21 protein-coding genes are annotated in these 24,391 nt (G+C 63.7%); 11 read left to right on the forward strand and 10 right to left on the reverse strand.

The genetic code is table 11. The features are described 5' to 3' along the window. Positions 1-131: 131 nt before the first annotated feature. Positions 132-1,748, forward strand: coding sequence for an NAD(P)/FAD-dependent oxidoreductase (locus tag OXT71_13305; protein ID MDE2927367.1), 1,617 nt, complete (start codon positions 132-134; stop codon positions 1,746-1,748). Between the two features lie 29 nt (positions 1,749-1,777). After that, the gene (locus tag OXT71_13310; protein MDE2927368.1) at positions 1,778-3,229 is read left to right on the forward strand and encodes a sulfatase-like hydrolase/transferase; all 1,452 of its coding nucleotides are present in this window, start codon (positions 1,778-1,780) and stop codon (positions 3,227-3,229) included. A gap of 401 nt (positions 3,230-3,630) precedes the next feature. Here OXT71_13310 and OXT71_13315 read toward each other — a convergent pair whose 3' ends face one another. Beyond that, complete coding sequence (locus OXT71_13315; protein MDE2927369.1) at positions 3,631-5,070, reverse strand: hypothetical protein; 1,440 nt, start codon at positions 5,068-5,070, stop codon at positions 3,631-3,633. Between the two features lie 669 nt (positions 5,071-5,739). Here OXT71_13315 and OXT71_13320 point away from each other — a divergent pair. After that, positions 5,740-6,660 carry a tyrosine-type recombinase/integrase gene (locus tag OXT71_13320; GenBank protein ID MDE2927370.1) on the forward strand — a complete coding sequence of 307 codons (921 nt, stop codon included), beginning with the start codon at positions 5,740-5,742 and terminating at the stop codon, positions 6,658-6,660. Positions 6,661-6,898: 238 nt separating this feature from the next. Here the strand turns inward: OXT71_13320 and OXT71_13325 are convergent, their stop codons facing one another. The 3 genes from OXT71_13325 to OXT71_13335 all read right to left on the reverse strand — a co-directional run bounded on the left by OXT71_13325 (position 6,899) and on the right by OXT71_13335 (position 10,004). After that, entirely contained in the window at positions 6,899-7,081 is a 183-nt protein-coding gene (locus OXT71_13325) for a hypothetical protein (protein MDE2927371.1), read from the reverse strand. Positions 7,082-7,434: 353 nt separating this feature from the next. After that, the gene (locus tag OXT71_13330) at positions 7,435-7,833 is read right to left on the reverse strand and encodes a transposase (protein MDE2927372.1); all 399 of its coding nucleotides are present in this window, start codon (positions 7,831-7,833) and stop codon (positions 7,435-7,437) included. A gap of 314 nt (positions 7,834-8,147) precedes the next feature. Beyond that, on the reverse strand, positions 8,148-10,004 hold the full coding sequence (locus OXT71_13335; protein MDE2927373.1) for a hypothetical protein: 1,857 nt from the start codon (positions 10,002-10,004) through the stop codon (positions 8,148-8,150). 269 nt (positions 10,005-10,273) lie between these two features. Between OXT71_13335 and OXT71_13340 the strand changes: the two genes are divergently transcribed. The 8 genes from OXT71_13340 to OXT71_13375 all read left to right on the forward strand — a co-directional run bounded on the left by OXT71_13340 (position 10,274) and on the right by OXT71_13375 (position 17,068). Further along, positions 10,274-10,822 (forward strand): DUF1572 family protein, encoded by a 549-nt coding sequence (locus tag OXT71_13340; protein MDE2927374.1) that lies wholly within the window; start codon positions 10,274-10,276, stop codon positions 10,820-10,822. Positions 10,823-10,884: 62 nt separating this feature from the next. Then, a complete protein-coding gene (locus OXT71_13345; protein MDE2927375.1) occupies positions 10,885-11,568 on the forward strand; it encodes an SRPBCC family protein in 684 nt (227 codons plus the stop codon). Next, entirely contained in the window at positions 11,565-12,113 is a 549-nt protein-coding gene (gene bstA / locus OXT71_13350) for a bacillithiol transferase BstA (protein ID MDE2927376.1), read from the forward strand. Before OXT71_13345 ends, bstA begins: the two co-directional genes overlap by 4 nt. Before the next feature lie 113 nt (positions 12,114-12,226). Further along, on the forward strand, positions 12,227-13,327 hold the full coding sequence (locus OXT71_13355) for a hypothetical protein (protein ID MDE2927377.1): 1,101 nt from the start codon (positions 12,227-12,229) through the stop codon (positions 13,325-13,327). Beyond that, the gene (locus tag OXT71_13360; GenBank protein MDE2927378.1) at positions 13,311-14,465 is read left to right on the forward strand and encodes a D-cysteine desulfhydrase family protein; all 1,155 of its coding nucleotides are present in this window, start codon (positions 13,311-13,313) and stop codon (positions 14,463-14,465) included. Before OXT71_13355 ends, OXT71_13360 begins: the two co-directional genes overlap by 17 nt. A 23-nt stretch (positions 14,466-14,488) precedes the next feature. Continuing rightward, the gene (locus OXT71_13365; GenBank protein MDE2927379.1) at positions 14,489-16,264 is read left to right on the forward strand and encodes an MBL fold metallo-hydrolase; all 1,776 of its coding nucleotides are present in this window, start codon (positions 14,489-14,491) and stop codon (positions 16,262-16,264) included. Positions 16,265-16,395: 131 nt separating this feature from the next. Next, positions 16,396-16,641 carry a plasmid stabilization protein gene (locus OXT71_13370; GenBank protein MDE2927380.1) on the forward strand — a complete coding sequence of 82 codons (246 nt, stop codon included), beginning with the start codon at positions 16,396-16,398 and terminating at the stop codon, positions 16,639-16,641. Between the two features lie 10 nt (positions 16,642-16,651). Continuing rightward, a complete protein-coding gene (locus tag OXT71_13375; protein MDE2927381.1) occupies positions 16,652-17,068 on the forward strand; it encodes a type II toxin-antitoxin system VapC family toxin in 417 nt (138 codons plus the stop codon). A 158-nt stretch (positions 17,069-17,226) separates the two neighbouring features. Here the strand turns inward: OXT71_13375 and OXT71_13380 are convergent, their stop codons facing one another. The 6 genes from OXT71_13380 to OXT71_13405 all read right to left on the reverse strand — a co-directional run bounded on the left by OXT71_13380 (position 17,227) and on the right by OXT71_13405 (position 24,244). Further along, complete coding sequence (locus OXT71_13380; protein ID MDE2927382.1) at positions 17,227-17,478, reverse strand: hypothetical protein; 252 nt, start codon at positions 17,476-17,478, stop codon at positions 17,227-17,229. Positions 17,479-17,579: 101 nt separating this feature from the next. Continuing rightward, entirely contained in the window at positions 17,580-19,445 is a 1,866-nt protein-coding gene (locus OXT71_13385) for a sialidase family protein (GenBank protein ID MDE2927383.1), read from the reverse strand. Between the two features lie 127 nt (positions 19,446-19,572). After that, positions 19,573-20,943, reverse strand: a complete 1,371-nt coding sequence (locus tag OXT71_13390) for an aminotransferase class III-fold pyridoxal phosphate-dependent enzyme (GenBank protein ID MDE2927384.1) — start codon at positions 20,941-20,943, stop codon at positions 19,573-19,575. 20 nt (positions 20,944-20,963) lie between these two features. Beyond that, positions 20,964-23,777: a VCBS repeat-containing protein gene (locus tag OXT71_13395; protein MDE2927385.1), complete on the reverse strand. Its 2,814-nt coding sequence runs from the start codon at positions 23,775-23,777 to the stop codon at positions 20,964-20,966. Further along, positions 23,764-24,024 carry a type II toxin-antitoxin system RelE/ParE family toxin gene (locus OXT71_13400; protein ID MDE2927386.1) on the reverse strand — a complete coding sequence of 87 codons (261 nt, stop codon included), beginning with the start codon at positions 24,022-24,024 and terminating at the stop codon, positions 23,764-23,766. The genes OXT71_13395 and OXT71_13400 overlap by 14 nt, the downstream gene beginning before the upstream one ends. Next, positions 24,011-24,244, reverse strand: coding sequence for a CopG family transcriptional regulator (locus OXT71_13405; GenBank protein MDE2927387.1), 234 nt, complete (start codon positions 24,242-24,244; stop codon positions 24,011-24,013). The genes OXT71_13400 and OXT71_13405 overlap by 14 nt, the downstream gene beginning before the upstream one ends. Between the last annotated feature and the right edge of the window lie 147 nt (positions 24,245-24,391).

Genomic DNA, 24,391 nt, shown 5'->3' on the forward strand with positions numbered 1-24,391 from the left:
TGTTTTTTTATAAAAAAAACCACACCACAAATTTTTTTTTTTTGTCTTCGCCCGCGGCGGTGGCGGGCGGGGCGGGGGGCGCCCCCGCGGCCCCCCCCCCCCCCGCCCGGGACCGGGACGTAGGAACGGGAATGAAAGCGGACAGCGGGAAAGCGCATGATATCGACGTTCTCATCGTCGGAGGGGGGCACAATGGGCTGGTCGCCGGGAGTTACCTGGCGCGGGCCGGCCTGGAGGTCCAGGTCCTGGAGCGGCGGTCCATGGTCGGCGGGGCCTGCGTCACCGAGGAGCTCTTTCCCGGTTTCCACTTCTCCAGTTGCTCCTTCATGCTCTACGCGCTGCACCCCAAGGTTGCGGACGACCTGGAACTGCACCGATACGGTCTCCAGGTCTTTCAGCTCGATCCCTTCCTGTTTCGCCCATACCCCGACGGCCGGCGCCTGGTGCTGCACCAGGACGCGGAGCGCAACGCGGAAGCCATCGGCGCGTTTTCCCGCCGGGACGCGGAGAGCTACCGGCGATGGAACCGGTTGTGGGAACGGTTCCATTCCATCGTGCACGCTTACGTGCTCACGCCGCCTCCCGCCTACATCGATCTGGTGAGGAGGGCCAGGGAGACGGGCAACCTCGAGATCTTCAAGAAAGTCCTGATCACCAGCCACGCCGATCTGGTCGAGGAGTACTTCGAGTCGGATCACGTCCGGGCCGCCATGATCCATTCCGGAGACCATGGCGACCCCCGGTCCATCGGAAGCGCCCTGCCGGCGGCCTTCCTGCCGGGCGACGTGGAACCCGAACGGCGGATCGTGGGCATCGTCAAGGGAGGAATGGGCGCGGTCACGCGGGCCATGGCCGGTTACCTGGAAAGCCAGGGCGGCGCCATTCGCACCGGGTGCCAGGTCCGCCGCGTCCTGGTGGAGGACGGCCGTGCCCGGGGTGTCGAACTGACCAGCGGAGAAACCATCCGCAGCCGCCTGGTCGTCTCCAACGCCGACCCCAAGCGCACCTTCCTGGACCTGGTCGAACCGGAACATCTCCCCCCGGGATTCCGCGGTAGGGTCCGCGGCCGGCGGACCGAGATCGGGTACTTCAAGTTCCACGCCGCCATGGATGAATTGCCCGACTTTTCCTCCTGGCTGGGAAGGGACTACGATCAGCGAATCACGGCCCGCGTCTGGATCGGCCCCTCCATCGACTACGTGCGGCGCGCCTGGCGGGACGCCCGGCGGGGCCGTCCTTCGAGGCAGCCCGTCATGTCGATCCAGATCCCCTCCGTCTACGACGACAGCATCTGCCCGCCGGGCAAGCACGTCCTGTCCATCTTCGCCGAATACGCGCCGGTCCGTCCGGCCCGGGGCAATTGGGATGAACGCCGGGAGGAGGCGGGAGAGCGGCTGATTGACGCGGTGACGGCGTATGCGCCCAACTTTCGCCGTGCCATCGCAGACTGGATGCTCTTGACGCCTCTGGACCTGGAACGCCGCGTCTACCTGACCGCCGGCAACATCCACCACCTGGACATGACGCCGAGCCAGGTCTTCTCCCGCCGGCCGCTCACGGGCTGGGCCGAGTACCGGACCCCCGTCGAGGGCCTGTGGCTCTGCGGCGCCGGCACCCACCCGGGGGGCGAGGTCTCGGGAGCGCCCGGTCACAACGCGGCCCACGCCATCTTGCGGGATCTTCGGAGGGGCGATTTCCAATCGCCCGGTTCCCCCTCGTTTTCTGATGTCGAAAGTACCGGCGGTTAGGAAACCGCCGCGCCTGCGGGAGGCCGCCCATGCCCCGTCCCAATCTTCTGGTGCTGATGACCGATCAACAGCGAGCCGACACGGTGGGTCCCGCCTCTCCCTGCCGGACCCCCCACCTGGACGGCCTGGCTGCTCAGGGAACCCGGTTTCTCCGCGCCTACTCTTCCAACCCCATCTGCTCGCCCAGCCGGGCGAGCCTGATGACGGGGCTCCTGCCCCACAGCCACGGGATGGTCGACTGCACCCATACGGTGGAGCCCTATCGCGCCGACCTGAAGCCGGGACTCCCCTTCTGGAGCCGGGAGCTTCGGGACGCCGGGTATCGCACCGGCTACTACGGGAAATGGCACATCGAGCGCTCCAATCGGCTGGAGGATTTCGGATTCGATTCGTACGAGCTGATGGAAAGCTTCGAGGCGGCCGATGTGGGATGCCAACGGGTTCCCGACGCCGGCTACCTGGCGCGCCGCCGGAGCCTGGGACTCCCCGAATCGGATCGCCGCTGGGAACGCAAGGGGATGGTTCGCCATCCCGGCTACCGGGACCTGTTGCTGCACGGCGTCGTGGACGAGCCCGTGGAGGGAACCCGCGAGCACTACGTCTTCTCGCGCGGGATCGATTTCCTGAATGAACCGGCCCGCGGCGACCAACCGTGGTGCCTCTTCCTGAGCACCGCCGGTCCTCACGATCCCTACGTCGTGCCGCGGGAATACCGTCGCCGCTACGACGCCCGTTCCCTGACGCCTCCCCCCAGTTTCCAGGACGATCTGGCCGGCCGTCCCGCCATCTACCGGCGGATGCAGAGGGTGTGGGACCAGATGCGGTGGTCCGATTTCGCCGAGGCCACCGTCTGCTACTACGCCTTCTGTTCCCTCGTCGACGACCAGATCGGGAGGATTCTGAGGGTCCTGGAGGAGACGGGCCAGTCGGAGAATACGCTGGTGCTGTTCCTGTCGGACCACGGTGACTACATGGGGGCCCACCGGCTGATGCTCAAGGGGGTCCCCGCCTTCGAGGAGGCTTATCGCGTGCCCCTGATCCTGAAAGGTCCCGGGGTGAATCCGGGACAGGAGGTCCCCGAGATCGTCAGTCTGCTGGACGTGGCGCCGACCCTGACGGAGCTGACGCTGGGAGAGGACTTCTCCTGCCACGGGCGGTCGCTGCGTCCGCTGCTGAGGGGAGACGGTTCCGGTTGGGAGTCCGAGGCCTACGCTGAGATGCAGGGACAACGGATGGCCTACACCCAACGGGTTCTCTGGAGAGGCAACTTCAAGTACGTCTTCAACACCTTCGACGAAGACGAGATCTACGACCTGGAACAGGATCCCCACGAGCTGCGCAACCTGGCCGGAAGCCGCGGGTCCCTGTGCCGGGAGGTGGCGGCTCGGATGTGGGAAATCGCCCGAGCCACCGGCGACTACAACCTCTACGAGTCCCAGTACGGCTGCTTCCGCTGGGCGCCCGTGGGGCCGGAGGCGTAGGAGCTTCCCCACCGGCCCATGCCCGGCGAAATGCCGGTAGAAAAAGGAAAGGAGCGGCGGTTTCCTAACCGCCGAACTGGAGCGGCGATTTCCAATCGCCGAACTCCTGACTGACAAACTTGGCGACAAAGATTGGGCGATAGGAAATCGCCCCTCCTTTTTCTTAGAAGCTCCCCCACCGGCCGGGGGCCGGCGGACGCCCGGCAGAAAAAGGAAAGGAGCGGCGGTTTCCTGACCGCCGAGCTCCGGTGCGACAAACTTGGCAACGAAGACTGGGCGATTGGAAATCGCCCAGTCTTTTTCTTAGAAGCTCCCCAGGGGCCGGCAGGAAGGGAGGCGCTCCCTAACCCCCGGAAGCGGGGGTAGGAATACCCCCGCTCCCGGTTGGAATCCGCCGCTCCCTACGGCGCGCCAAATCGGAACGAATAGAGATTCGCGTCCCGCAGCACGAATCGGAGGCGCACCACATGGCCCTCCAGCTCGCTCAGATCCTCCTTCTCCCCCCAATTCACAACCCGATCCAACTCATCGCCGTAGATCTCGCTACTGTCCTCCAGATTGAAGCCCAGCACCGGGCGTGAAAAGTGGTTGAGCACCTCCACCCGGACCGATCCCGTGACCGAGGTGGAGTAGTTGATCCGCAGGCGGCTCCCCTTGAATTTCAACGGCCGCGTCGTGAGCTCTCCTCCCAGATCGGGGGCATGCACCGAGATGAACCCGTCCTGCCGCAGCGTCACCCGCCGGATGTGGGCGTGGGGCGTCCGGTAGTTGTGGGTCATGTACATGGACAGCTCTCCGGGAGCGGTCCGGACCAGGCCCGAACCGAAGGACATGGCGCGCTCGTGCCAGTTGTTCTCGTCGAATCCGGGACGGATCCAGGCCTCGCGAAAGGTCCGCTGCCAGCGGAGTCCGTCGCGGCTGCTGAGCAGGGCGATGTCCGAGAGGCCGGGGAAGGGCCAGCCCTCGTCGCCCCGGTCCAGGATGAAGCGCATGGGGAACATGAGGTAGACGTTTCGCGCCCAGGGATAGGGGATGGCGGCGCTGCTGTAGAACTGTTCCCGGGGTTGGGTCCCGAAGGGGATCTCCACCCATACGGGGCCGTCCCAGGTGCGGAAGTCGGGGGAGGTGAAACGGCGAATGGTCCGGTTGGCCTCTCCGCTGGTTCCCGAGGCGTCCAACTGTTTCTCCGGGGTCGATCCCCACCAGCCGCGCTTGTAGATGACGTACCGGGACTGCCAGGGGTCCCAGAACGCGGCATGCGGACCGTCGTTGACCTGATCCTGGAGCCTCCGGATCAGGGGATCGGGCTGGATCGGTTTCCACCGGATCCCGTCCGCCGAGACCAGTCCGTGGATGTCCCGGGTCTGGACGATGGCCTTGTACCTCTCCCCCTCCGGGACCCCGGGGTTCGGGTCCTTGAAGACGCACATGTTGATCCCCTGGTTCCCGGGAGTGGGCCAGACCAGGTTGTTGTCCGTGGAGCCTTGCGACTCCACCAGCCCCAACGAGGGCCGCTGCCAACCAATCCCGTCCTTGCTCTCGGCGTAGGCCGTCTGGGCCACGCCGTCATGGTTGCCCTGGGAAACCCGGTACCACATCCGGAAACGGTCGCCGTCCCGGATCACGATGGGATGCCAGGATGTATCCCCCTCCCAGGGCTTCTCGTATCGCAGCACCTCTTCCCGCAGAACCGGCCGATGCAGCTCGAACTCGGCGCCGCGCATCTCGTCGATGAGGCCCCGGTCCAGAAAGAGCTGGCGGTCGGACCCGATATTGACGAAGGACTGTCCACCCAGTACGGGCAGCGAGGCCAGCAGGCAAGCGAATAGAACTCTTTTCATATCTCCTCCCGTGGGCAGGATAGGTTCGGGACGACAGCCGGTCAACGAACCCCTGCGCTCTGGCTCTCCGCCGCGCGGGGGACGGATCGACCTTCGTTTGCATAAAGGAGGACCGATTGGTAGAGTAAATCACTGGAAAATCACCTTAATGGTCAACTTAATCACCCAATAATCACCGTTTATATGTAAAAATACTATCCTTTTTTCAGCGCATTTCGGAGACCGGCGCCGGACGCGCCTGGCCACGGGTAAACGTCGTATTGGGGGGACAGAAAGAACATGGATAAAACATTCCAGGTCATTCAGTTCCGGAACAATTTCGGGTGGCTTGAAATTCCACGGCAGGCGCCCGGGACGCTGCGTCCGACGGTGAATTTCTTGATCGTGAGGAGATCATCCCATTTTGTCCAAGGCTTCATTTTCAGCTCTGATCAAAATTTTTACTATCCTTTTATCAGATATTTCACCTGAATCCACGAGTCCATCTTTTCTTGCCCTCCCTGATTCCTCCTGGAGGTGGCGGACACGGCTACTGGGCTGAACGGATGTTCCCGATTGGGGAGAAATGGAAGCGTTATGCTCAAACCGCAAACTGCCGATGCCTGTCCAGCCGACCGCCATTCCGGGATCAAAGCAGATGCAGCCGCCGTCCCGGCTTCGGAATCTTCCTTGGCCGATGCTCCCGGGAGAGTCGTCGAGCTGGCCGCCGCGTCCCTGTCGAAGAACACGCGCCGCGCCTATCGAGGCGCCTTGCAGCGGTTGCAGCACTATCTGGACAAACACGATGCCAGCCTCACGGATGGTTGGCTGGCCAGCTACCTCGCCTCTCTGTTTCATCGGGGCCGCTCCCCCTCCTCAGCCAGCATGGTCGTGGCAGCCGTCCGCTTTCAGGCCAGGACCACCGGCGCGCCTTCACCCGTGGGGCCGGCCACCGATCGGGTCCTGGCCGGGTTCCGGCGCGAGGGACGCCGGAGGGGCCGGGGTCAAGTCGAAGGGATCAGTTGGGAGATGGCGGACGTCATTGCCGCCCTCATCACTGCCGTCGAGACGGGCTCTCTTGCGGCCTTCCGTGACGCCGCCCTGATCTCCATCATGTCTGACGCCATGCTTCGGGTTTCCGAAGTCGCCGCGCTTCAGTGCGCCGACATCCGGGAGGACGATGGAGGCGCCGGCTTGCTCACGATTCACAGTTCCAAGACCGACCAGGAGGGGGAAGGGACGATCCTGTTTCTGGGTGCGCTCACCATGAGGCGGGTCCGCGCCTGGATGACCGCCGCCGGCTTCAATTCAGGACCCCTGTTTCGGCCGGTGCGGGTCGGAGGCATCGTGGAGGATGGGGCCCTCAGTTCCCGAAGCATCCGGAACGTCATCCAGAAGAGGGCGAAGCAGGCCGGCATCGACGGTGGGCGAATCTCCGGGCACTCGCTCCGGGTCGGGTCGGCTCAGTCCCTGGCCCTTCGGGGAGCTTCCCTGGTGGAGTTCCAACAAGCCGGACGCTGGACCTCGCCGCACATGCCGGGCCGGTATGTCCGGGGGCAACTTGCCTCCCGTGGACCCATGGCCCGGATCCGGTACGGGAAGGGATCCTGAACGTATCAGCCGAACCGGGCTGATACGGGAGGTCATCAGCGCCGCCGGCATGATTGCGAAGCAGCCGGGAAGGGTCCGGCGCATGGGAGGGAGGGCGCCCCGAGTCCTGTGACCCCGGGAGACGGGAAGATCGGCCCTGTTCCGGCCGAACGGGACACAGGCTCCGTCCCCACTCTCGGAGTTGGCGAACCAGAGCAACTCCGGCCCGCATCTTCATCCCCTCAGGAACCCGACGGCCTCAATCCCTCGGGTTGCTGACGATACGCCGGCCCGGGTCGGGGGGCTCCTGCTGCTCGAGGAGGCGGCTGGCAATCTCGACGGCGGACAGATCCACCTTGAGATTGCGAATTTGCAGAGCCTTCAGGGCGCTGCCCTTTCGGCCCCAGGGACGGCCGTCGCTGCGGATTCTATGCGGTTTCATATTGCTCCTCTCGATTGGCCGGATGGCCTGCTATCAATCCAATCTGCCATTCCGGAACTACCCACCGATCATCTCTGCAGCTCGTCGATGTTGGATCGGGCTGCGCCGAGCGGCATGCCCGGCGTCGCCTCTCGACCCTTTTGACGAGCCTGGCTCGGCAATCGCGTTCTCGAAGCGCTTCACCAGAAAAAACGCTGCCATAAACGCCCAAAAAAATTGACTTGAGCGCCGTATTGGGAGCTTCCGATAACGGGAAATATCGGAACCGAGGTAAAAACAGGGCACGCATCCGGACCCGAAATCCCTTCTTGAAAGTCATCGATTCGCCCTTGGAAGAGTGGGACACGCCGTTGTCATCCGTGCGGCGGCCCCCCGGGAGCCGCCAGGGCTTCCCGGATCATCTTCGCCATCCTCCAGGCCGTGACGCGGGAGATTCCCAATCCCTCATGCAATGTCATCATGGATGTCCTCAGGGACATATCGGAGGAGACGAGGTGAATCGCCAATACCCAGGTCCTGAGCTTGGTCTTGTTCTGCCCCAGGAGGGTCCCCTTGCGGACGCTGAAGTACCCCTTGCAGTCCTTGCACCGGTAGCGCATGGCCACCTGGCGCGGATCCCGGGTTCGGTGGTGGTACCAGCGGTCGGAGCCGCAGGCCGGACACCAGAGCTGGCCCCGCCAGCGGATGGCGGCGAGCCATTGCTCGGCGGCTTTCTCGTCGGGAAAGGTTTGGAAGAGTTCAGGCAGTGTCATGATAAGGCCTGCGGCGGGGCCGACCCATGCGGCCCCTTCAGGGGTGCCACAGGGAAACCCGAGAGAGCTTGCGCGTCGTCACTGTCCGGTAACGAAGAGCTCGGGATAGGGCTCCACATCGGGTTTCTCCAGAACGTGGGGGTAGAAAGGATGGTTGAAAATCTGCCCCTGCATTCTGGAATTCGTTGCAGCATGGTGAATAAAGAAGGGGGAGACCTGATAGCAGGCCTCCCCCTTTTCGTTTCCGCCCGGGCCGTCGACTCACCTTTTTGAGGGTTGAGGCGAGCGACGATCCCTCGGCTAAGCCGTCCAGCCTAGTTGGCCGGAGACGCAGGAGACTTCAGAGACCACGAAGCCGCGAAGGTCGAAGACGAAGTAATGAACTTCAGCAAGGCTTGTCCCGTGGTGACGTATGCACGGTCTTCCATTGCCTCTTCCACGATCAGCGTGCCGGCCGTGTAGGTCCGCTCGTCCGAAGTGGGGACACCATCGGCATCCTCGACCGTCGAGCCGGTTGCAGCATCTCCATCTCCATAGTCCATTTTGCAGGTCAATGAACTGCGCTTGAACTTGATCCATCCCGGGGACGCGCTCATCATGGGATCCAACATGGCATCCAGACCGGCAAATTTCTTACCGTCACCTGCGGAAGCCGCGGGAACGATGTCCGTCAGACTGCTGAGCATCCAAGGACCCATGATCATGGTTCCGGTACACTTGGCGAGATCCGCATCGGTCATGACACGGATACCCTCGACGATGATATTGATGCCCGCCGGAGCCTTCGGAGCGTCCGTTCCGCCGAATACGGGTCCGGCATCGGCAGCAGGATCGGGCAACGCATCACCCATACCGTCCATGAGAGAAATCGTGTAGCCGGTCTTGGCGGCGATCAGCTTGTAACCGCCGGCTCCACCGAATTCATCCGCTGCGGACAGCAGCAGCATGATCTGCTTGGACTCCGCCCCTCCGCCGTGAAGAGCCGGAAGCACCAGAGCCCCCATGTCGAGGCCTCTATTATCACGGCAGCCCGTAGGGGGGGTCGCCGTACGATCGCAGGTGTCGGTATTTGTGATTTTGTTGTCGCCATCGGTCGTATAACCGGTAACGTTAAAGGAGTCCACACTCTCGCTGCCGCCGGCGTCCTTTTCAGCCAACCGGCCTCCGTCGAGACCTTCAGCGGTGTCAGTGGGAGTGTTGGCGGTGTTCTCATCCGCACCAGTCAAAACCTGATAGTCGGAGTTCGTCGGAGCATCCGCAGCCTCGGCGTCTATATCTCGAGCCAGTCCCATGTTGGCCGTATTCGCAACGGCGGGACGGATGATCGGCGTGCCACCCCAGGATGCGGTCTGATCGGCTCCACCCGTGTCGGTGGAAACCAGCGCTTCCGTGAAATGCCCGGTCAGGTGGTTGAATGAGACGGGCTGGGCGTTACCCACGTTCAGATCGCCGACATTCTTGGAAGTATCATCGGCCATGATTGGAGGCTCTGCGTCCGGATCTGCTTTCCTACAATCGTTTACTCCGTCTGCTCCGAGGGCCGTGTACCCGAGATTGGCGGCGGCAGCGGGATCGGTGGGATCAGTAGTCTGAAGCACTCCGCAATTGTCGATGTTGTCGGTGCCGTGCATATCCGCGGCCAGGAAGGTCGGGAAGAGGATATTCGCCGTCTCGGCCTGATTTCGATCAGCAGCGACATCGATCTTGTCTTTATCGTCAGCGTCAGTAGCGTTAGCTTCAACACCTACATTTGCCCCAACTGCGGTGATGGCGATCACAAAATGACCGGAATTGATTCCGGCGCCATCATCATCGTTCGTCATCGCAGGGAGGGCGCCGAGAACCTCACTCACGTTGGTGCCATCCATGTCGTCATCGGTGGCCGTCCCCGGAATCATGTGGTTCAAGGGGTCGATCAGAACGTTTGAATCGGCTGGGAGGACCCTCAGGTACCACAGAACCAGCGACATTTCGTCATTGTAGTACTGAGTCAGCACTGTAACCGCCTGTGAATCGTGGGCGTTTGCAATGGAAATGAAGTTCCTGTGGGCCATGTTGCCCTGGAAGATCAACTGCGAGCCCTTGTCGGCGGCGAGACCCTGATCCACGACCGCGGTGAGCGCGAGGATCGGGACGACGCCCAAAACCAGAATTTTGAAAATCGATTTCATTGTGTAACTCCTTGCTTGTTTGGTTGAAACAAAAAACCCGTTAAGATCCAGTAACCTCACGCCTCCCCCATAGGCTGTGCTCCTCTCCCGACTTCCGATAATTCCCGTTAACAGAACCTTCGGTCCAAATTTTCACGCCGTATGAAATCTAAGGATGCACGAACCCGCTTCGGGTTGCAAGTTTCGTGCAGGTAGCCGCCCTCGGGGGCTCGTCCGGCAGCCGCAGTGTATCCTAAACGGCATCCTTTGTGGAACTTGGGGAGATTGCCATGAATCGAGGACTGCTGTCACTGATCGAAGCCGAGTACCGGCGCTACCAGGCTCTCGGCGAGGGAACGTTCCGACAGTTGAGCGCCGAGGAGCTGGTGACGGACTCCGCGGGGGCCAACTCCATCGCCATGATCGTCTGGCACGTCGCCGGCAATCTGGAATCCCGGTTTACGGATTTTTTGACCACGGACGGCGAGAAACCCTGGCGGAAGCGGGACTCCGAATTCGAGCCCCGGACGCCGTCGCGCGACGTGATCCAGGAGAAGTGGGACCGGGGGTGGCGGGTGCTCTTCGGCTCGTTGCAAGAGCTCACGGATGACGATCTGAGCCGTCCCGTGACCATACGGGGGGTGTCCATGGGCGCCGATGAGGCGCTGCTGCGCTCCGTGGCGCATGCCGCTTATCATGTCGGACAGATCGTCTACCTGGGCAAGTGCTTCCGGGGGGATTCCTGGGAATCGCTGAGCATTCCGCCGGGAAAGTCCGAGGAATACAATGCCAATCCGGTATTCGAGAAAGCCGGCGGGCACGCCAAGAGGTTGTCGTAGACCGGGGTATCCGGTTTTTGGGGAGTGCGGGAACGACAGGGGCAGGAAGGGAGAGGGCAACAATGGACTTTGATGTCGAAGGAAACCTTGGAGCCGCGGAGCGTTCCGTGTCTTCGTTGGAGCGGGACGGGCAGGCGGCTCGCGCGGTCACTCTTGCCCGGAGCTACGCGGCGACGGCTGCGGACCTTTGGGACGCTGTGGCCAACCCGGAGCGGATTCCACGCTGGTTCCTGCCGGTCAGCGGCGAGCTGGAAGTTGGGGGCCGCTACCAGTTGGAAGGCAACGCAGGCGGCGTGATCACGGCTTGTGAACCTCCAGTCCATTTCGCGGTGACCTGGGAGTTCGGCGGCGACGTCAGTTGGGTGGAGGCACGCGTTTCGGACGACGGAGCCGGCCGCGCGCGGCTGACGCTGACGCACATCCAGCATCTCTCGGACCACTGGGACACGTACGGGGCGGGCGCGGTCGGCGTGGGGTGGGAGTGTGGTCTTTTGGGGCTCGCGATCCATCTCGCGGACCCGGACGAGCCGATGCCTGACCCGGCCGCGTTTGCCGTTTCTCCGGACGGCAAGGCGTTCATCACGGGCAGCAGCGACGGGTGGGAGCAGGCGGCGGTCGCGTCCGGAACCGCTCCCGGCGCCGCGCGTTCGAGGGCGGGGCGCACGACCGCGTTCTACACCGGCGAACCGGTTGAGGACGCCTCTGGTGCCGGTGCCGAGGCGGGCCGGACAGGGGATGGAACATGAATTCACAGACCACTGATCTCAGGTATCCGATCGGGAAGTTCTCGCTCCCGGGCGAGATGACACCCGGCCGGATCGCTGCCTGGATCGACGACATTTCGGCGTTGCCGCGTGATCTCCGGCGAACCGTTTCGCCCTTGACGGACGGCCAGCTCGACACTCCGTACCGTCCCGGCGGCTGGACGGTCCGGCAGGTGGTCCACCACCTGGCCGACAGCCACATGAACAGCTACATTCGGTTCAAGTTGGCGCTGACGGAAGAACGGCCGGTGATCAAGGCCTACGACGAGAAGAGCTGGGCCGAGCTGCCGGACAGCCGGGAGCCGATCGCTTCTTCGCTCGACCTCTTGTCGGCCCTTCACCGCCGCTGGGCGGATCTGTTGCGCGGCCTGAGCCGGGCGCAGTTGCAGCGGGAGTTCGTGCATCCCGAGTCGGGCGCCTCCCGGCTTGAGGTCATGGTCGCCGCCTACTCCTGGCACGGCCGGCATCATCTCGCTCACATCCAACGGCTGCTGGAACGCGAGGGCTGGGGAGCGGCGGTTTCCTAACCGCCGATTCCGGGGAAAAAAGACAAAATGGGGGACTAACAGTCCCCCCTCCTGGTGCTAGACTTGCCCGGTTCATTTCAACGGGCTGAACCTGAACTTGGTGGCGTCTTCTCATGGCAAATCGACCCAAACGACCCGGCTCATTCCGCATCCGCCTGGGGGTCGCCCTCACGTTGCTGGCGGGCTCCTTGATGTTCGCCCTCGTGAATACCGGTCCGCCCGCCGTGAACGACCCTCATACCGCAGTCGTTCCCGCCCGGGTCCAGCCCGCCTTTCCGCAACCGATCCGGGGAAAGGCGGTCCGCTCCAAGGTGATCGAGCTGATGGGGATGGATGCGATCCCCCCGAGGGAAATCCAGTATTCAACCGGGGAGACGGCGCGTACCGATGACGGACTCCTGAGAACGCCCGTGACCTTCGTCAATTCCTTGGGAGAGACGGTGCCCGGAATCCTCCTTGTTCCCGCCGGGGCAAGTCCCGGATCGCTGGCGGGAGTCGTCTGCATGCCGGGAACCAGCGGCGACGCCGAACGCTTGACGGAGCAGCGATTCCACCGGGACCAGCCGGACAAGGGACCGCTTCGCGGTTGGGCGCGGGAGCTGTCGAGACGGGGCTTTGCCACCCTCTCCTTCACCCTGAAGGGGACCGTTGCCCGGCGCCGCAACCTGGACGAGTGGGAGACCGAAGCCAAGCTCCTGGCCCCCTACGGTCGCCCCCAGATGGGGATCCTGGCGGAAGAAGCCCTGCGGGCCGCCCGGGTCCTGGGTGCGCAAAAACAGGTGGACCCCGCCCGAGTCGGACTGACCGGATTCTCGCTGGGGTCGTATGCCTCCTGGTGGGCCATGGCCTGCGATCCTTCGATTCGGACCGCGGCCATTCTCTGCGGAGGGCTGGGCAGTCTGGCGCGGGACATCCACGAGGGGAACCCGGATCGGCACAGTTCCTGCCACTACATACCGGGACTGCTTCGCCATTTCGACCATCCCGAGATCGTGGCGGACTGCGTCGCGCCCCGCCCGCTGATGATGCTGGCTCCGCTGCGGGACCCGGACATGGCGGCGTCCGGAGTGGATCAACTGGTTGACCTGGTTTCGCCGGTCTACCGGAAGGCGGGCCGGTCTCATCTGTTCCAGGTCCATCGCCCCGACGACGGCCACGTCTTCCGGGTGGAATACTTCAACTGGATGGCGAAGTGGTTTGAAGAGCAGCTCTAGGGAGATCCGAACGGCGGCAACACCGGGGCTGGGAATCCTGGACGAGTATCCCCGGGTGAGGCTGTGCCGCCTGCCCACGCCCTTGGAGGCGATGCCCAATCTGGGTCGTGCGCTGGGCGGGGCGCGGGTCTACGTCAAGCGGGACGACTGCACCGATCTGGCGTTCGGCGGCAACAAGGTGCGCCAACTGGAGTTCTACCTGGGCGAGGCGAGGCAACAGGGCGCCGACACGATCCTCATCACCGGCGCCGTCCAGTCCAACTTCGTCCGTCTGGCCGCCGCGGCCGCCCGCAGATCGGGCATGGACTGCCACATTCAACTGGAAGAGAGGGTGCGCAGGGATGACTCTCTCTACCGGAACTCCGGGAACGTCCTGCTGGACAGGATCCTCGGAGCGACTCTCTATTCCTATCCCGAGGGCGAAGACGAGGAGGGAGCGGACCGGCGGGTGGCGGAGATCGCCGAGGAGCTGAAGGGGGAGGGAAGACGTCCATACATTATCCCGCTCGGTCCGGGACACCCGCCACTGGGCGCCTTGGGATATGTCGTGGCGGCAAAGGAACTGCTGGAGCAGATTGCGTCGGGGCAGCTCTCCATCGATGAGGTGGTGGTGCCCTCCGGGAGCGGCCACACGCATGGCGGTTTGTTGTTCGGGTTGAGAGCGCTGGGTTCGCAGGTGCGGGTGACCGGGGTTTGCGTTCGCCGGAACGCCGGGCCTCAAAAGGAGCGGATCCGGGACCGCTGCGGCGAGATTGCCGAGTTGCTGGAGACGGCGAACCCGGTGGCCGACGAGGACATCCGTATTGTCGACGACTTCCTGGCGCCGGGGTACGGGCGGTTGAATCCGCCGACGCTGGAGGCGATCCGGATGGCCGGCAGTTTGGAGGGGCTGATCCTGGATCCGGTCTACACGGGGAAGACGATGGCGGGGCTGATCCATCGGGCTCGGCGCAGCGGTCCGGAATGCTCCTTCCTGCTGATGCACACCGGGGGGACGCCGGCGATCTTCGCATATGGTGCGGAACTAACCGCCGAATTGGAGCGGCGGGTTCCAACTGCCGATTCCGATTCGGAGCGGCGGTTTCCAACCGCCGATTCTTGCGGGGACAGGGATGTCCCCGCGCCTATGGGGGACTAACAGTCCCCCCTCCCGAGGACTGTATGAACCAAATCAGCGAGCACCTGTTCCGGGTTGACGACACCTGCAGCGTCTACGGCGTCCGGGCCGGCGGAAAGACGCTCCTGATCGATTGCGGGACCGACCTGCGGACCCGCGACGTGGGAGCCGTCGACCGGATCCTGCTCACCCATTTTCACCGCGACCAGTGTTCCGGAATCCGGCACTGGCAGGAGCAGGGCGCCGATGTTTTCATCCCCGCCGCCGAACGGCGCTACCTGGAGGAGGCCGACCTGCAACGGGCGGCCTACTACACGTACGACAACTACACCGCCTACTATCCGGGCTTCGGTCCCGTGCAGGACGTGCGCGACGCCAGGATCGCCCGCGACTACGAGACCATCGACTGGCAGGGAATCCGCTTCGAGGTCGTCCCGCTGCCCGGACACACCTTCGGCTCGACGGGATACCGGTTCGAAATCGACGGCCGGCGCGTCCTGGCTTGCGGCGACCTGATGGCGGCGCCGGGCCGCCTCGGCGACTACCACTGGCTGCAGTGGAGCTACATGGACTTCCAGGGGCACGTCAATCAGCTCGAAAGCCTGGCCCACGCCGCCGATCTGGAGTGGGACCTCATGCTGCCGGGGCACGGAGCGCCCTTCTCCCGGGAGGAGGCCCGCATCGGCGAACTGAGCGAACGGCTCGCCCAGCTCCACGGCATGTTCTTCGACCAGCCGTACACCCCCTTCCAGGTGGAGTTCCGCCGCCTGTCGCCTCACGTCTACGAGGTCAACTCCATGGCCAACTCGTATGTCGTCAAGGACGACGCCCGTCACGCTCTTCTCATCGACTGCGGCTACGTCTCCGGGGCGCCCATCACCGCCAATCCGCACCGCTACGTCGACCACCTGACGCCGCGCCTGCGAAACGAGCTGGGTGTCGAGACGGTGGAATATTTCCTGCCGACCCATTTCCACGACGACCACCTGGCCGGCTACCCCATGCTCCGGGCGCGTTACGGCGCCAAAGTGGCGGCCGCGCCGGAACTGCGGGAACTGCTCGAACACCCGGAGCGGTACGACATGCCCTGCATGGTTCCCGACGGGATGCGGGTCGACCGGGTCGTGGCCCGGGAGGAATCTTTCCACTGGCGCGGGATCGACTTCCGGATCGAGCAGTTCCCGGGACAGACCTGGTACGACCACCACATCACCTTCCAGGTCGACGGACGGCGTTTCCTGGCCATCGGCGATGCGATTTCGGGGCTCCCGTTCCGCGAGAAGCGGGACTACATCCATTCCTTCATCCCGAAAAATCGAACGCCGCTATCGGCATACGGGTCCATACCGCGCAAGATCGCGGAGCGGCATCCGGACGTGATTCTGACCGGGCATGGGGGTGGAGTGGAGTTCGAACAGGCACGGATCGATCTCTGGACCCGGTGGATGGACCGCTGGCAGTCGCTGTTCACCGGTATCGTCGAGGCGCCCCACCCCGACATGGCCATGGACCCCCACTGGGTCGAGTTCCGGCCCTACAAGGTCCGGATCCGCCCCGGCGACGCCGTGGACTTTCGCCTCTACGTCAAGAATCACGCAGACGAAGAAAAGAGCTGCCGGGTCCGGTTCCGCTCAGTGGATGGCGTTTCCATCGATCCCTTGGAGTGGGACCTGGTCCTGGCGGCGGGAGAGACCAAGGAGACCGCCGTCCGGGTCCGCTTTCCCCGAGAGCTTTCCAGCCATTCCCTGCCGGTCCTGGCCGATGTGGACTGGGACGGACGCCGACTGGGCGAGGTGGCCGAGGCCATCGCCTACTGGTGAGACAATCGGCGACTCTCCAATCGCCGATTCTTCTCCCTTTCGCGGGCAGGAGATTCTCTCTCCATCGCAATCTTTACCATCAGTGAAATCATTGGTATCATTCCCTCTGGGATATCTGCCGGAGGAATTTCATGGCCAGCATCACGATTCGCAACCTTCAAGACGGGCTGAAACGACGGCTTCGCATCCGCGCGGCCTATCACGGTCGTTCGATGGAAGAAGAAGTCCGACAGATCCTGAACAACGTACTTGCCCAGGAGCTATCTGCACCCGTAAACCTGGCCAGCGCCATCCGTTCGCGATTCGCACCTCTGGGTGGGGCCGAACTGGAATTGCCGTCCCGCGAGCCAATGCGCGATCCACCCTCTTTCGAATGAGCCATGCCAGATGATTTTGCTCGACACGAACGTAGTCTCGGAGTTGATTCGCCCCAACCCCGACCCCAAAGTCGAAGCTTGGTTGGCGGAACAGTATTTCGCGAATGTATTCCTGACCGTCATCAGTGAGGCCGAACTTCGATACGGTGTTGCGATCATGCCGGCAGGTATACGGCGGGACAGGCTCGCCAACGAGATTGAGGGTATGCTCCGCGAAGACTTCGCCGGGCGCATCCTGGCCTTCGACAGTGAGTGTGCCCGCGCCTATGCCGTGATTGCGTCCGACCGCCGCGCCGCGGGTCTCCCAATCCACCATGCCGACTGTCAAATTGCGGCAACTGCTCGCGCTCGAGGGGCTAAAATCGCGACCAGGAATGTGGCGGATTTCCACGGATGTGGGGTCGATGTGATCAATCCTTGGGAATGACGTGGAGTGAAAGAAGTAGAGGGATTGGCAGGGATTCTCGGAACAGCGGTTTTCCGTCCGCCGGATTCCTGTTGAGCTACTCCCTCCGCGGTCCGGGGGTTATCTCTTGTCTCGGGGACCGTTTTGGATGTTCGGTTCACGGTTCGTCGCCTCCGGATTCAACAGAAATTACTCCATCGGTCAAAGGCTTCCTGAAGCTCATTGACCCGTCCGGGCTGGCGCTCCGCCAGGTTCTTGCGCTCGTAGGGATCGCGGCTCAGGTCGAACAACACCTTGCCGCCGACCAGCTTCCAGGGGCCCCTTCGCACCGCGTAGTTCCGGCGCAGGCCTTTTTCCGTGTATTCCTGCTCGTACTTCAGCGGAACCTGGTTGGGAATGTGGGGGGCGTTGTAGGACAGGAAGAGGAACAAGGCCGCCGTCTACGCCATGCCCCCTCATCACGTTGGAACTCACCTGAAAACCTCCTTTCACGGAGCTTGTCCCATGCTTCGGATCCACTGAGGCCGGATCCTCAATAACGCCAGAAGACCACGCCCATGTGATAACGCTGGTGCGTCGGCAGCCGGGAACAATAGTAGGCGGTGAGGATGCTTCCGTCGTCCAACTGGACGCTTGACGGGTAGCCGCCGTCCACTCCGCCGGCGCCGCTGCTGGAGACGTGGGCGGCTGTCGTGAAAAGGACCCGGGGAGCGTCCCAGGTGAGCCCGCCGTCCCGGCTGATGCGCGCATGCACTCCGAGGGCGCCCCGAAGGCGTGAACCGTAGCTGAGCAGGATCGAGCCGTCCCGCAGTCTCAACAGGTCCGCCGGGATCTCTTTCGGCAACGAAACGGGACCGAGTCCGTTCCAGGTCTGCCCGCCATCGTCGGAGGAGAACAGCTCCAGGTGCTCGTCCTTCATCCCGCCCCAGCGGATGGTGCGGCTGGCGGCGAGCATCTTCGCGCCGTCCAGAGGCAGCAATGCCGTTTCGTTGAAGCTGTCCGCGGCGATCAGGCGCGGCTTGCCCCAGGTGCGGCCGTCGTCGTCGCTGAAGAAGATCCAGGCCGTATTCCTGGCCAGATCCCCGGGGCCCTGGGAATAAATGGAAACGGCGAGCCGTCCTCGCGGAAGCATGACGATGCCGCCGTACGGGATCGGATCCTCCATATTCGGCGGCACCTTCATCGGCGTGCGGGTCCAGGTCCTGCCGCCGTCTTCGGACCGGCAGATTATGGGTGTCAGGAGGAATCTCTTCTTATTGGGGACGGGCGGTTCGCCCCCGCGCGACGGGACATTCCCCCAGCCTCCCGCCAGGACGACCAGGGCGCCGCCGTGAGTCCGCCCGGCTGCGTAGATCATGTGGTTGGTCCCGGGCGCGTGGGGCGCCGCTACGCTGAGGAAGGACCAGGTCTTGCCGCCGTCCCGGCTGATCCAGCACTCGGCGCTGCCTTCCCACAGGCCGTGCGCGGGCTCGCTGAAGACCGTCGCCACGATGGAGCCGTCCGGCATGGGCGTCAGGTTGGGCCAGTTGCCCTTGTTGTCGATGGCCACGTACCGTTCCAGGTTGTCCATTCTTCGCTCTGCGGCCGGCTTCGTCTGCAGGATCGCGTCGGAGTAGCTCTTCCGGATCCAGGTGCTCATGTGACGGAAGGAGCCGGTCTGGGGCGTGACGCCGCCGGCCCGGTCCAGGGCGTCGGCTTCGAGTCGGTCCTTGCCGATGGCGCCGGCGTCGTAGATGGCGTCCGCAGGGTCCCGGTTTCCCCGAAGGGCTTCGATTTCGTCGATGAAGGTCCGGCCCCCGCCGCTGGCCATGTAGAGGGCGAGATACCGTCCCCCGGCTCGAAGTCCCCCGGTCCAATAGTCTCCCGACACGAACCGGCGGCGACCGAATTCGCCTTCCGGGACGACTTCGTTGATCAGGTCGGTGACGTAGCGCCAGGTTTCTCCATCATCCGAGACGTAGGCCAGCACGGCGGCTGGAATTCTGACGTCGGGCTTGCCCGACGCCGTGTGCAGGCTCAGGGTCTCGATCGGTTGGACCGTTCCCAGATCGAACCGGATCAACACTCCGGGAACGGAACCCAGGTCCCATCCCACCGATCCCTGGTGGTTCCAGAAGTCGGTCCCGCTGTTTGATTGCCAGAGTTTTCCGTCGGTGAGGGAGGTCCTGGAGCCGCCGTTGCAGTGGCTGCAGTCTGGTGCGACCGAGAAAGCCGCTTCTTTGCCGGTGAGCAGGTTGTCTCCCGGCAGGGGGAGGATCTGTTGGGACGATGCCGGCGCGGTCAGGACGGTCCCCAGGAACAGGGCGGTTGCGTACTGTTTCATTCGTAGACGACAGGCGCCGAAGGGAATCGCCGGGAATTGAGGCTCCGTTTCGTGGTGCTTGCGAGGATGCGTCATTTTTGGCCTTCTCCTGTTTCCCGGCGTCGCGGAAGGGGGACTGCCGTCCGCCGGGAACCTCTCGGTCGGCGGCAAGGATACTGTTGCGCTTCCGGCGGAAAGGATACCGCCGCTCCAATTTTTTCCGTCAGGACAGTCGAGCGATGACGTTGCCGCGGACGAGCGTTCGGATGGTGTCCTGAAAGACGTTGAGGGTCTCACCGATGTCCTGCTCCGAGTGGGCGGCGGAGGTGACTCCCGCCATGAAGGAGAGCACGTCGACGCCTCTGATCTGGAGATTTTTTTGAAACGCGGAAACGACAGCGCCGGGAACCCCCTTCAGGCGGGTGGCGTCGGTGGTTCTGACCGCGGCGCGGTCGTTGGCGCCCGAACCGGGGTGAGCTTCCAGGTAGACGTGGAATCCGGACGAGTCTCCGTAGGCGTAACCGGCCACCCGCTCCCGTTCCAGGATCTCCTCCATGCCGTCGCGAAGCAGCGCGGCCATGCGGTCGGCTTGGTCCTGCGGCCGGCCGGTGGCGGCCTGTTTCAACGTGGCGATCCCGGCCGCCGCCGAAAGGGGGTTGGCGTTGAAAGTGCCCAGATGTTGGATCCTTTCATGCCGGTCATGGCGGGGGTCTCCCGTGAAATCGAACAGGCTCATGATGTCGGCCCGGCCCACCAGGGCTCCGCCGGGGAGTCCGCCGGCCATGATCTTTCCCAGAACGCTCATGTCGGGGGTGATGCCCACCAGCCCCTGGTAGCCGCCCGGACTGTACCGGAACCCCGTGATGACTTCGTCGTAGATCAACAGCACGCCATGGTCCGCGGTCAAGCGGCGCAGCTCGCGGTTGAATTCGGCGTCGAGAGGGACACGGCCCCAGGACGCACCCGAAGGCTCCAGCATGACGGCGGCAATGTCGGGATCGGTGCGGAACGTCTCGTCGACCACGTCAAGGTCGGCGGGAACGACCACGATGGTGTCGAGCGTGGCAGGAGGGATGCCGGCTGAGATGGAGGCGTCGAATGGAGGCATGGCGCCACGGCCCACGTAGTCGTGCCAGCCGCTGAAGTGGCCCTCGAAGCGGAGCACCTTGGTGCGCCGGGTGAAGGCCCGGGCCACCCGCAACGCCAGCATCGAACCTTCCGTCCCCGAGTTGACGAATCGAACGCGCTCGGCCGAGGGAATCAAATGCTGAATCAGGCCGGCCCACTCGACCTGGACCGGGTGATCCAATCCGAAGTGGAGCCCCTTGCCCATCACCTCGCGGACCGCATCCAGCACTTCCGGAGGGGAGTGGCCCAGCAGGCAGGCCGCGTTCCCCATGCCGTAGTCGATGTACTCGTTTCCGTCAGCGTCCCAGATGCGGGACCCGGCGGCGCGATCGATATAGCGGGGGAAGGGAAACGAAAACCGCAGGTCGTGGCCGACGCCGCCGGCGGTATTGCGTTTCGCCTGCTCGAACAGGTCCCGGCATCTGGGGCCCCGCTCGACGTAGGCCGTCAGCCAACTCTCGGACATATCAGCCTCTCCTGGTGTGGTTAGTCGGACCGAATCGTAACGCGGGTCAAATAGGGGGACGCATACCCCATGCCGGCGATCAGTGTGACCCGATATTGGAGCCAGGTATCGCGGTCCCCTCGCGAGAGCCGGCCCGACTCCGGGACCGTTCTCCAGCCGGCTTGCTCAAGACTATTGCGGTCAGGCGAAAAACGGGCCCGGAGTTGGATCCGGGATCCGCGGGGAGTCTCCGCCTCGCGGGTCAGCTTGATATCTCCGGGCCAAGTGGAGAGATCGAGCGCCGGCGAGGTGTAGGACGCCTCCGGCTTCCGGGTCGCCAGGTTCCCCACGTCCACGTTCTGCAGGAAATGCGGACCCGGCGCCGGCAGATAGCTCCGGTTCGCCACCGAGAATCCGTCCTGAGCGCCCCAGTAGAGATAGCTCTCGACGCTGTGGTTGTCTTCGCCGACCGAGAGCTTGTGGTTCATCACCAGAAGATCGATGTGCCCGTCGTAGTCCATGTCCGCCGCCATGAGAGCCGAAGGGGACTCCCCCGGCAGGTCGGTGCGGCGCCGCCCCGAAAATCCCCCCCGGCCGTCGTTCCAGAACAGCAGCACCGGAAGCTTCCGGTGGCTCCGGGACTGGTATTGGGAGACGGCCAGATCGAGAACGCCGTCCCCGTTCAGGTCCGACGCCAACACGTCGATGGCCCCCACCGTGGGGAAATCGAACCTCGGCTTGGCTTCCAGTCCCCGTTCGTTCCCATGGTAGACCTTGATCCAGGAGTCGGCCCGATTGACCCCGTCGTCCCTGGAATAGGGCCGTAGCAGAACCAGGTCCAGCCAGCCGTCGGCGTCAAGGTCCGCCACCTCCGCGTTGCCGATCCCCGGCTCTTCCAATCTTTGAATCCGTCCGGACGAATAGCCGTCGGGACCGCCCAGCAGAATCTTGCTGTAGGGACTCCCGATGTCCGCGGTCAGGATGTCCAGCCAACCGTCACGGTCGAAATCCAGCAGCCGGCAGTTCTGGCCCAAACGGGCCACGTCCGGAATCCGGATTTGACGGCCGGGATCCGAGAACTTCCGGGGCCCTCCCCAGGCGAGAAAGAGGGTGTCGAAATCGAATCCCACGATGTCCAGGTAGCCGTCCCGGTTCAGGTCGGCGATCTCCCAGGAACCGTTCTCGTTGAGGTCGAATTCGTGCCGCTTCTCCACCGCGGGTCCGCCGGGAGTCCCCCAGTAGAGGTAGCTGGCTCCGGGCAGCCCCGAGTAGTGGCGGCCCGAGTTGGCCACCAGCAGTTCCGCATGGCCGTCGTCATCCAGGTCGACCATGGCGACGCCCATGGCCATGACGCAGGGGTAGCGGCTGACGAAGGCGGGGGAATAGCCGCGGTGAGGCCGTCCCCAGTAGACGTAGACGTACTCGTCCTTGCCCCCGGAGATCCCGCTCCCGGTGTTGCCGAAGAGCAGGTCCTTCCGGTGGTCGCCGTTCAGATCGCCCACCGCCACCGCGGTGGCGCCGAAGGTCTGCAAATCGGTCCGGCGCGCGTCGGCATACCCGTGAACGCTCCCCCAGAAGACATAGGAAGAGACGTCCAGGTTGCCGTAGGCGCCCTCGGAGTAGTTGGCGAAGATGAGTTCGGGAAAGCCATCGCTGTTGAGGTCGGAGACGGCCGCGTCCTTGGCGTTGAGGGTCGGGATGGGGGTTTCGGAGCCGTCCTTTCCCCAGATGACGGCCGAAGTGTCTCCGCCGGCCAGGACGATCTCCAGCCGGCCATCCCGATCCAGGTCCGCCAGGCGTACGCGCGCGCCGCCCCGGTCCAGGGTCGTTTGCAGGACCGGCCGGCGAGACGAGAATGCGAAGAGCCGTAGCTCCTTTTGCGAGAGCGCTGCCAGCATCGTCCCCCGATCCGCTGTTGCAGCCGTCTCCAGGGACACCAGGCCGGGGATCGGAAACCGCGAGGGGGACTCCGGATCGGGCCCCGCACCGCTTCCCCAGTAGACCTCGAGTCCTCCTTCTTGTCCTTGGGTGGCGAAGATCAGGTCGGGATGGCCGTCCGCGTCCAGGTCGGCGATCCGGCAGCCCACGGCGCCGTCGGTGGGCATGGCGCTGCGGTGACGCTCTCCATAGAAATCGGTCGATCCCCAGTAGATATAGGAGCCCGGGTTCCTCCGGCCCGGGCCTTTCCGGTTGGCGAAGACCACGTCCTGTCGGCCGTCCTGGTTCAGGTCTCCCACGGCCACGTCCCGGGCGCCCACCGTGGGCAGTGCGGTGCGGGAGTCGCGCCGGTAGCCGAATTCGGAGCCCCAGTAGATGAGGCTATCGGAGAAGGGGGTGTCCCCCAGTCCCGAGGAGGCGAATAGGATGTCGGCGTGGCCGTCCTGGTCCACGTCGCTGAAGAGGACCGCGCTGGGACGGTCGGCCGGGAGCCGCAACGTGCTGGAACGGCTTTTTTCCTCCTGCAGCCACAGGTCGTACAGGGCCAGGGACCGGTGCAGGGGAGAAAGGACCGACCGGTAGCCGCGGTTCGTCTGCAGATAGCCCAGAGCGTCGATGCTCCCCACCATGACGTTGTGGGTGCTGGCGAAGGGGAGGTCGTAGTAGCCGTCGTTGTTCAGGTCCCAGCGTCGAATCAGTTGGACGCGGCCCTTGCGGGAGACGTAGATGTCCTGCCCCGCATGCTCGAAGCTGCCCTTGGAGAAGCTTTCGAAGCCCTCGTGCACGATCTTGAGCTCGGCGGCTTGGGCGATGCCGAGGGTCAGGAGAATTGGCAGAAGGGCCCGGAGGGAGACTCGAGATGCAGGGTTCCGTCTGGTTTCCACTTCTTCGACGTGCGTGGTTTCAGTGATAGACATTTTTTCTATGCCCAACCTTGACCACAAATACAACAAGCTGTTCGTCCATGATGGAATGGAGGATTCGGTAGACTCCGACTCGGATTCGATATCGGTCACGTCCCGAGAGTTTTCTGCAGCCGGGAGGACGCGGGTCGTCCGCCAGACGGCGGATCTTGGTGACAACACGGCGCCGGTCCGTCTTGGAGGCGATGGCCTCGATCTCCTTGACCGCCGATGGCTTGATCAGAACATCAAATCTGGCCACGCCGCTTCAAGTCTTTCACGACGGCTTCAAACGAGAGGTTTTTTTCGAGGGCTCTTTCCTCGAAGGCAGCTAAATCCTCAGCGTCTTCGGCCAAAGAGAGTCGGACAGCCTCGTTGACAAGGTCTGAGAGACTGCGCTCAGTTTCGATCGACTTGAGTCGCAGGGCACGGTGGATCGCGGACTCGAAATAGATGGTAGTCCTTCTCGATTCTCGGAGCATTGTGACATTATGACGTTGTGACGTCATGACAACATCCTTTTGGATTGCTGCGAAGGAAGAGTGTTTGTCCCTCCCTGAGAAAATAGGGGCAATTTTCAAACGCCCGGTCTTCGTCGCCAAGTTTGTCACAACGGAGTGCGGCGGTAG

Source organism: Acidobacteriota bacterium, assembly GCA_028874215.1.
In the GTDB taxonomy this organism is placed as follows: domain Bacteria; phylum Acidobacteriota; class UBA6911; order RPQK01; family JAJDTT01; genus JAJDTT01.